The organism is Aneurinibacillus sp. UBA3580 (assembly GCF_002375825.1).
In the GTDB taxonomy this organism is placed as follows: Bacteria; Bacillota; Bacilli; order Aneurinibacillales; family Aneurinibacillaceae; genus Aneurinibacillus; species Aneurinibacillus danicus.
The window spans coordinates 1,054-2,116 of sequence record NZ_DFMZ01000023.1; the positions used below are offsets into that span (position 1 = coordinate 1,054).

1 pseudogene is annotated in these 1,063 nt (G+C 52.5%); it reads right to left on the bottom strand.

From position 1 onward, the window contains the following. Window positions 1-1,063 (bottom strand): annotated as a pseudogene (locus B2899_RS03350) (pyruvate carboxylase); the annotation flags it as partial.

The window sequence follows — 1,063 nt, forward strand, 5'->3', positions numbered from 1 at the left end:
GGATCGAGAATGTCGCCGGTGTAGCAGATAGCGGCTTCCGCAATCTTTCCAGTCTCGCGTACGCTCTCGATCGCGAGGCGCATGCCGTCCAGCCAGTTTAGGCTGTCGAAAATCCGGAAGACATCAATGCCTGCCTTCGCGGACGTTTCGATGAATTTCCTGATCACATTGTCCGGGTAGTTCGTATAGCCAACGGCGTTGGCGCCGCGGAACAGCATTTGAAACAGCAGGTTCGGAATCTTTTCGCGCAGCTTACACAGACGGTCCCACGGATCTTCATTTAAGAAGCGCATGCTTGTATCGAATGTAGCCCCGCCCCACATCTCAAGCGAGAACAAGTCAGGGGCCAGTTTGCCGGTCGCTTCCGCAATCTGCAGCAAATCGTGCGTACGCACACGGGTAGCGAACAGCGATTGGTGCGCGTCACGGAACGTCGTGTCGGTCACCAGCAGTTTTTTCTGCTGCTGAATCCATTTGACAAGGCCTTCCGGTCCCTGCTCGTCTAAAATTTGTTTGGTTCCCGCCGGATACTCCTGTTTATAGGATGTTTCCGGAATGCGGGGAGCCCCGAACAACGGTTTTTTGTCCGTCTTAGTAAGGCCCGGATGGCCGTTGACAATCGTTTGTCCAATATAGGTTAAAATTTTTGTTCCGCGGTCTTTACGAATCGGGAACTCAAATAGCTCTGGTTTTGTATCGATAAAGGAAGTATTATAATTTCCGCTTAAGAAGTCCGGGTGCTGCATCACGTTCTCAAGGAACGGGATGTTTGTTTTCACGCCGCGAATCCGGAATTCTTTTAAGGTACGCAGCATTTTTCTGGCTGCTCGTTCGAATGTAAGCGCATGCGTTGATACTTTTACGAGCAAAGAGTCGTAGTGTGGCGTAATCGTCGCGCCATGTGCGCCGATGCCGGCGTCTAGGCGCACGCCAAAACCGCTGGCGGAACGGTATGCAAGCAAACGGCCTGTATCCGGCACAAATCCTTTCTCCGGATCTTCTGTCGTTACGCGGGACTGAATGGCGAAGCCGCGCATCTGTACGCTTGATTGGGAAGGAATGC